This is a genomic window from Methanoregula sp. (genome assembly GCF_049690535.1).
Lineage (GTDB): Archaea > Halobacteriota > Methanomicrobia > Methanomicrobiales > Methanospirillaceae > Methanoregula.
On record NZ_JBAVMX010000051.1, the window covers coordinates 1 to 8047 of the forward strand.

The 8047-nt window shown below is 58.3% G+C and carries 9 protein-coding genes; all 9 read left to right on the plus strand.

The annotated features are described in order from the left end of the window. The coding region (locus WCE46_RS04060) for an AMMECR1 domain-containing protein (protein WP_424732418.1) at positions 1 to 198 on the plus strand (198 nt) is incomplete at its 5' end. A gap of 46 nt (positions 199 to 244) precedes the next feature. Further along, a complete protein-coding gene (tgtA, locus tag WCE46_RS04065) occupies positions 245 to 1696 on the plus strand; it encodes a tRNA guanosine(15) transglycosylase TgtA (RefSeq protein ID WP_424732419.1) in 1452 nt (483 codons plus the stop codon). Further along, positions 1693 to 3333 carry an archaeosine synthase subunit alpha gene (arcS, locus tag WCE46_RS04070; protein ID WP_424732420.1) on the plus strand — a complete coding sequence of 547 codons (1641 nt, stop codon included), beginning with the start codon at positions 1693 to 1695 and terminating at the stop codon, positions 3331 to 3333. The genes tgtA and arcS overlap by 4 nt, the downstream gene beginning before the upstream one ends. An 88-nt stretch (positions 3334 to 3421) precedes the next feature. Continuing rightward, complete coding sequence (locus WCE46_RS04075; protein ID WP_424732421.1) at positions 3422 to 4570, plus strand: Re/Si-specific NAD(P)(+) transhydrogenase subunit alpha; 1149 nt, start codon at positions 3422 to 3424, stop codon at positions 4568 to 4570. Beyond that, on the plus strand, positions 4567 to 4878 hold the full coding sequence (locus WCE46_RS04080; protein WP_424732422.1) for an NAD(P) transhydrogenase subunit alpha: 312 nt from the start codon (positions 4567 to 4569) through the stop codon (positions 4876 to 4878). The genes WCE46_RS04075 and WCE46_RS04080 overlap by 4 nt, the downstream gene beginning before the upstream one ends. A 2-nt stretch (positions 4879 to 4880) precedes the next feature. Beyond that, positions 4881 to 6269, plus strand: a complete 1389-nt coding sequence (locus WCE46_RS04085; RefSeq protein WP_424732423.1) for an NAD(P)(+) transhydrogenase (Re/Si-specific) subunit beta — start codon at positions 4881 to 4883, stop codon at positions 6267 to 6269. Positions 6270 to 6609: 340 nt separating this feature from the next. Then, the gene (locus WCE46_RS04090; RefSeq protein ID WP_424732424.1) at positions 6610 to 6876 is read left to right on the plus strand and encodes a hypothetical protein; all 267 of its coding nucleotides are present in this window, start codon (positions 6610 to 6612) and stop codon (positions 6874 to 6876) included. A gap of 170 nt (positions 6877 to 7046) precedes the next feature. Beyond that, positions 7047 to 7736, plus strand: coding sequence for a vWA domain-containing protein (locus tag WCE46_RS04095; RefSeq protein WP_424732425.1), 690 nt, complete (start codon positions 7047 to 7049; stop codon positions 7734 to 7736). 7 nt (positions 7737 to 7743) lie between these two features. Further along, positions 7744 to 8047 (plus strand): protein phosphatase 2C domain-containing protein (locus WCE46_RS04100; RefSeq protein WP_424732426.1); only part of this gene is annotated, 304 nt, incomplete at its 3' end.

Genomic DNA, 8047 nt, shown 5'->3' on the forward strand with positions numbered 1-8047 from the left:
CTTATCGCCCGGGGCTATGGCACAAGCGGCCTCCTGCTCCCGCAGGTTGCGACCGAATACCACTGGGATGCAAAAACATTCCTTGACCAGACCTGCCAGAAGGCGGGACTCCCCACACACTGCTGGCAGCAGCCCAACATCGAAATCCTTACCTTTGAAGGCCAGATCTTTACCGGCTCTTTTAAGGGATCGGTTTAACAAAAAGCGGAGCATATCATAAGGCTACAAGGAGTACCCCCGCGGCATGGCGATTTCATTCGAGAGCCTGGACAGTGACATAGCAGGACGGACCGGTAAACTAGTTGCCGGGAAAAAAATGATCCGGACACCGGCACTGCTCCCGGTTATCAATCCCCACTTGATGCTCGTCACCCCAAAGGAACTAAAGGGCATGGGTGTCGAGGCGCTTATAACAAACGCCTACATTTTTTCGCAGAGCAAACAGTACAGCGAGAGGGTCAAAGAGGAAGGGCTCCACAAGCTGCTCGATTTTGACGGCGTTATCATGACCGATTCAGGATCGTTCCAGCTCTCGGTCTACGGGCAGGTTTCGATCACAAACCAAGAGACCCTCACCTACCAGCGTGACATCGAAAGCGACATCTGGGTACCGCTCGATATCCCCACCTCCCCGGACGCTGACCGCGAAACCGCGGAGCGGGAACTTGCGATAACGATGGAACGGCTCCGCGAGGCAAAAGAACTCTTCGGGAACGATGCACCCTTGGCCGGGCCGGTACAGGGAAGTCTCTACCCTGACCTCCGTGAGCGGGCGGGTAAAGAAGTCGGGGATCTCGGTTTCTCGTTCTGCCCGATCGGTGCGGTCGTGCCCCTTATGGAGTCTTACCGGTACCGGGATCTTGTGGATGTCGTCCTTGCGGCAAAACGCACGCTCCCCCGGTCTTCATGCATCCACCTCTTTGGCGCCGGCCATCCTGTGATGTTTGCCCTTGCCGCCGCGATGGGCTGTGACCTTTTTGATTCTGCCGCTTACGCGCTCTATGCAAAAGAGGGGAGGTACCTCACCACGCACGGGAGTTTTAAGATTGACGAACTTGCTGATCTTCCCTGCTCCTGTGCAGTCTGCCGGAGCCACACGGCAGAACAGCTCCGAACCGCTAAAGATCGGACCCGGCTCCTCGCGCTCCACAACCTCGCCGTCACCCTTGCCGAGATTGCACGGATCCGGCAGGCGATCACGGACGGCACGCTCTGGGAACTCGTGGACGAGCGGTGCCGGAACCACCCGCAGCTCCTGTCAGGGTACCGGCGACTCCTCCAGCACAACGCGGAACTCGAACAGTTTGACCGGGCCCACAAACGCCGGTTCTTCTACCGGGGCGACGAGAGCTGCGCCCGGACCGAAGTCCTGCGGTACCAGCGGCAGCTCTCCCGGCTGCGCATCGGGGCAAACGTCCTTGTCGCGTGCGACAACGGTATCCGCGAGGGATATGACGATGTGCTTTACTTCAAGCCGCCGTTCGGACCATATCCCCCGGAATTAAAGGAGACTTTCCCCATCGGCCAGAGCGAGATCCCCGAGTGGGATGCAGCGATGGTCAGGCAGGGGTGCCGGGGCATCCGGCAGCTTGCAGAGAGCCATAAGGGGGCCAGGATCCAGGTTACCGGCCTTCATGCAGAGTGGAAAAACATATTTGCCGAAGAACTCGGTGACGTGGCGGAGCTGATCGAATGATCCGGATCGATATCAGGAAACGCGACGGCCTTGCCCGGGCCGGCATCCTTACCTGCGAAGGCGGCCCGGTTCCGCAGGTGCCGTTTCCCGCGGTGCTTGATGTGGAAACGGTCTTTCCCTCGCTTACGGCGCGGGGCGGCACCAATGTCCCGCTTTCTGCACCCGTGGAATTTGTAAAAACCTATATTACCCGTGGCCCGGACCAGCCGGTCGCCATCCACCCGGCACTTGAAAACCCGGCACAGAGCGGGGATGTCGTGATGGTGGCCAACTTGCACACTGCCGTGTCAAATCCCCGGCGGTATGCAGAGTGGCTCAAAAATATCCGGGAAAAGACGCCGGCCGATACGCTCTGGTATGCCCCGGGCACTGCGCTTCCGTCAAACGTCCACATTCTCTGTTACTCGGGGTTTGGCCTTTTTGATTATATTGCCGTAGATCTCAAATCTGCACAGGGATTGTTCTGCACGCCCGAAGGCGAATTCCCGGCCGATGCACAGAAAGCCGGCATATGCAGTTGCGAAGGCTGCCGGGCCGGCGACCTGAAACTGCATAACCGGCTCGCTCTCGAAGGAGAGGTCGCACTTGTCCGGTATTTCATCGGGCAGTCAAAACTTCGGGAGCTCGTCGAATCCCGGTGCCGGATGAACGCAAACCATGTCGCCATCATGCGCCACCTTGACGTGGATTATACCGGGACGGAACAATATGCCCCGGTCGCACGAAGCGGCGTGATGCGAGCAAATTCCGGCGAATCGATGCAGCGGGTCGAGGTGCGAAGGTTTGCCGAACGGCTCCTCTGCCGCTACAAGCCGCCCAAGGCCACGGTTGCTGTCCTCCTGCCCTGCTCGGCAAAAAAACCATACTCGCTCTCGCAGAGCCACAAGAGGTTCCAGATGGCAGTTGCCGGCCGGGCCCACGAGCTCATCATCACCTCGCCACTGGGCCTCGTCCCCCGGGAACTTGAATGCGTGTATCCCGCGATGCACTACGATGTCCCGGTCACCGGTTACTGGGATGCGGAAGAATGTGCGTACATCTCGGATATCGTCGCCCGGTACCTCGCCCTTCACAAGTACGACCGGGTGATCGCCCATCTCGAAGGAGGAGCGCTCAAAGTCGCCGAGATGGCAGCTGAAACCTGCGGGATCACGCTTGAATATTCCTGCCGTGAGCACCCGACCGGCGATGAAGCCCTTTTGCAACTCAGCCGGGCGCTTGACAGCGAACGCCGGGTAAAGGATGACCGGCTCCACGGGATGCTCTCATACCAGTTCGGCTGCGATATCGACACGAAAAGCATGCTCTCCCGGGGCCATTTCCCGGAGCTGTTCTATTCCAAAGGCAACATACAGCGCTTTTCTATCGATACCGGGAACGGACTGCTGCGGCCGACCTTTGAGGGCTGGGAACTTATCCCGCTGGGGTACCGCGTGACAATCAGTGACTTTTTGCCTGAGGGCGATGTACTCGTGCCGGGCGTGGTCGATGCCGATCCCGCGATCCGCGACGGTGACGAAGTCCTTGTCGTCGGGCCAAAAGCGATGGCGACCGGCAGGGCCGCGATGTCAGCTGCGGAGATGAAAAATTCCAAGCGCGGCGTTGCCGTCCGGGTGCGTAAAATAAAGAAGTTGTAGATTCAATTTTTGGGATACAATTGCAAATCATCCATGGAGTGAAGTACTTGTTTTCTTGTGATATGACTGGACGGACCCGGTGGGAGATATGACCTCCCCTATCGTAATCGCCGTCCCAAAGGAGCTCGCACCCGGGGAACAGCGGGTGGCGACCGTGCCGGACGTAGTCCGGAACCTGAAGAAATCGGGCTGCGAGGTCCGGGTTGAACGCGATGCAGGGGCAATGGCCTATTATCCCGATGCAGCGTTTGCTGCCGCGGGGGCAACAATCGTCCCCGACCGTGATGCACTGCTGGCCGGTGCCCGGATCGTTCTTGCGGTCCAGCCTCCGACTCTTGCCGAGGTGGAGCAGCTGGCCGAAGGCACGATTGTTATCGGGTTCATGAACCCGGCGGGCAACCTCGATGCCATCAAAAAGATGCGCGACCGGAAGATCACCGCGTTTGCCCTCGAATTTGTCCCGCGGATCTCCCGCGCCCAGAGCATGGACGCGCTTAGCTCGCAGGCAACTGCCGGCGGGTATGTCGCAGTCATCATGGGCGCGGAACACTGCCCGAAGTTCCTCCCGATGCTCACCACGGCGGCCGGTACCATCCGCCCCTCCACGGTTCTCGTCCTTGGGGCCGGTATCGCCGGCCTCATGGCGATCGCCACCGCAAAACGGCTGGGGGCACTTGTCGAGGCCTACGATGTGAGGCGAGCCGCAGGCGAACAGGTAAGAAGCCTTGGAGCCAAGTTCCTCGAACTTGAGATCAATGCCGAGGGCCAGGGCGGGTATGCCCGCGAGCTCACCGCTGAAGAGAAAGTAAAAGAGCAGGAGATGGTCTCTGCCGCGGTCGCCCGGGCTGACATCGTTATCACGACTGCTGCCATCCCCGGCCGGAAGGCGCCGGTCCTTGTCGCGAAAGCGACGGTCGCCACCATGAAGCCGGGCGCGGTCATCATCGATATGGCCGCAGAGACCGGCGGTAACTGCGAGCTCACGCAGGCCGGAAGAACCATCCAGGCAGACGGTGTTACCATTATCGGGCCAAAAAACCTCCCGGCCAAGGTGCCGTTCCACTCAAGCCAGATGTACGCAAAGAACCTCCAGTCATTCCTTACTCTCCTCATCGATAAGGACGGGACGCTTGTTACCGAGTTTGCCGATGAGATCCTGACCGCGAGCCTCCTTGTCCACGCGGGTTCAGTGATCCATAAGCCAACTAGTGAACTCATAAACGGAGGAAAACCATGATCGATACCATTACCCTCTGGACTGCGGTCTACATCGTGATGCTCGCCGCTTTTACCGGCTATGTCGTCATCAGCCGGGTCCCTGTCATCCTTCACACGCCGCTGATGAGCGGTTCGAACTTCATCCACGGGATCGTTCTTGTCGGTGCGATGGTCGCACTCGGCCTCGCGACAACGCCCCTTGAACAGATCATCGGGTTTATCGCAGTCGTCCTCGGCGCGGCAAATGTCACCGGTGGCTACGTGGTCACAGAACGGATCCTCCAGATGTTCGACCGCAGCGGCAAGAAACCCAAAAAGGAGGCCTAAGGATGATCGACCTCTCATGGGTGATCGATCCGATCTACATTGCGACAATTTTCTTCTTTATTGTCGGCCTGCAGCGGATGAGCCACCCGCTCACGGCACGGAGCGGCATTGTCTGGGCCGGCGCCGCGATGGTTATCGCGACGCTTGTCACCTTCCTTACGCCGAACCTCACCAATTTTGCCCTGATGGCAATCGGGATCGTTATTGGCGGGGGATTTGGCTACATAGCGGCAAAGCGCGTCGCGATGACCGGCATGCCCCAAATGGTTGCACTCTTCAACGGTATGGGCGGCGGTGCGGCGGCCGGGATCTCGGCAGTCGAGCTCCTCGGCATTACTACCTCTGCCACCACCAGTTCCCTTGCGGTGATCGGCGGTCTTATCGGGGCAGTATCGTTTGCCGGGAGTATCATCGCGTTTATGAAACTCCAGGGCTGGATGCGGCCCCGGCCGATCACCTTCCCGGGCCAGAAGATTCTCAACATGGCGGTCTTCGCCCTCGCTGTCGTGTCGGGTATTCTTGTCGTCATGCAACCCTCGTGGGTTCCGCTCGCTGTCACACTGTATCTCCCGCTGTTCTTTGTCCTCTCGCTTGGCTTCGGGCTCCTCATGACGCTCCCGATCGGCGGGGCCGACATGCCGGTCGTCATCTCTATGTATAACGCGTTCACCGGCCTTGCCGTTGCACTCGACGGTTTCTCGTTTGCGACCCCCAACTATGCCATGGTCGTTGCGGGTATCATTGTCGGCGCCGCGGGTTCGCTCCTGACGCTCAACATGGCCCGGGCAATGAACCGGTCGATCACGAACGTCTTTTTCGGTGCGTTCGGCGCGACCGAGGAAACAGGTGTCGAGATCAAAGGCAGCATGAAGGCGATTGAGGCAGACGATGTCGCGGTCATGCTTGCCTACGCAGACAAAGTGATCATTGCGCCCGGCTACGGTATGGCGGTTGCCCAGGCCCAGCAGAAGGTCAAGGAACTGACCGACCTGCTCGAAAGCAAGAACATACCGGTGAAATTCGCGATCCACCCGGTTGCCGGGCGGATGCCCGGGCACATGAACGTCCTCCTTGCCGAGGCCGGGGTCGGCTACGACCACCTCTTCGACCGTGACGAAATCAACCCGGAGTTCCCGGCTACGGACGTTGTCCTTGTCATCGGGGCAAACGACACTGTCAACCCGGCATCACACCGGCAGGGCAGCCCACTCTTTGGCATGCCTATCCTCGATGTCGAACAGGCGAAGAATGTGATTGTCCTCAAACGCGGGCAGGGAAAGGGCTTTGCCGGAATTGAAAACGATCTGTTCTACCGGGACAACACTCGGATGCTCTACGGCGATGCGCAGGAAACCGTCGGGAAACTTGTGCAGGCACTCAAGAAGCTATAATGTACGGGATATTTCCCTGACATACTTTTTTTAGTAATCCCGGTCTTAATGAAGAGGACCCCCTTGTGCAGGGACAATCTGGCGGGGATATGCATGGCAGGTACCTGCTTCTCTGTCCGGACTCATGCATAGAATATTTCCGGTCCCGGCCGGTTATTCTTCCATCGCTTTTACGCGAGGGGTCGTTCCCGGAGTTCGTCCGTGCAGTGGAATGGCGCCTGGACCTGCACAAAATCCGGTCCGATCATCAATTTCTGTATGCACCGGAAAACCTCCTCCCACATGTTTAAGAACAAATATCACGCATCTGTATAGAAAACATTACACGGAGTGAAATAATATGGACTTTGGAAATCTGGGAGGAATCGGCGCCTCGGCTGCCGGTTTCATTGCAACACCTGAAGGACAGACCGCAATAAAGAATTTCCTGGCAACACCTGACGGGATGTCATTACTCAAGAATTTCGCTGCAACCTCGCAGGGCCAGCAGGTTATCATGAGCATTCTCCCATCAGTTCTTGACGGGATGAACCTGCCGGAACCGGTCAAGACAATGATCAAGAGCGCTATCCCGGCCGGCAGCAGCACCACTACACCGACCTCGTAAGAGGAATTCATTTTTTTTTATTTTCGCACACACAATGTGCGGATTTTCATTGTCTGGTTCCCTGGAACGCCGGGTGACCGGTGGTCTTATATTGTTACCGGTCAGATTGTGTAATTAGTGCGAAAGGGGGCATTTTTATCGCAGATACTATACCGATCCCTGACGGTCAGGTGACGCGCAAACAACTGCACTTCTTCTGGCTTGCCGACTGTTCCGACTCAATGCGGGGAAAGAAGATCGCCACGCTCAACCAGGCCATCCGCGAGGCACTTCCCGAGATCCAGAAAGCGGTCGCCGCATACCCGCAGGTTGATATCCGGATGCGGGCCATAAAATTTTCTGATGATGCGTCCTGGCATGTCGGTCCCGATCCGGTACCCCTTGACGGATTTGTCTGGCCTGAACTGGAGACAAGCGGCCTTACCGCAACGGCAAAAGCGCTCCGTCTCCTTGCCAGGGAACTTTCCATAGAACGCATGCCCCGCCGGGGACTCCCACCGGTCTGTATCCTTATTTCAGATGGGTTCTGCACCGATCCCCGCGAGGAATATGACGCGGCTATCGCCGAGCTCGGGAAGATCCCCTGGGGTATCAAGGCAGTCCGGCTGGCCATTGCTATCGGTGATGAATTGGATTACAATGCCCCTGAACTGCTCAAATTCGTAAACCAGGAATCTGTCGGCCTCCTTAAGGCACATTCCCCCGAGGAACTGGTTGCGTACATCAAATGGGCCTCCATTAGTGCATCTGTTGCGTCATCCCGTGGCCGGAGCAGGGGGACGCCGACCGTGGACGAGACATCGAATGTTTCCCTTGAATCCCCACCGCAAATGATCACGTCCAATACCGATCTGTTCTGAAAGGATCATGCCAACACCGAATGAGTTCTCCTGTACCTGCGACACCGGCCTTGGCTGGGCATTCGGGTGCAGCAGGACCGGGGCTGCGCATCTACGGGCAGGCAGGCCCTGTGAGGATTCCTATGCGCTCTGGAGCGGTTCGGCCGGGGCACAACCCTGCATTGCGTTTGCCGTCGCTGACGGCCATGGCGATCCCCGTCACGACCAGAGCCGGGCCGGTTCTGCCCTCGCTGTTGACGCCGCCATCAGCGAACTGGTCTCGTTTTTCCGTTCGTATACGGAGGGGGACATTCCCCCCCAGCAGTTACGGG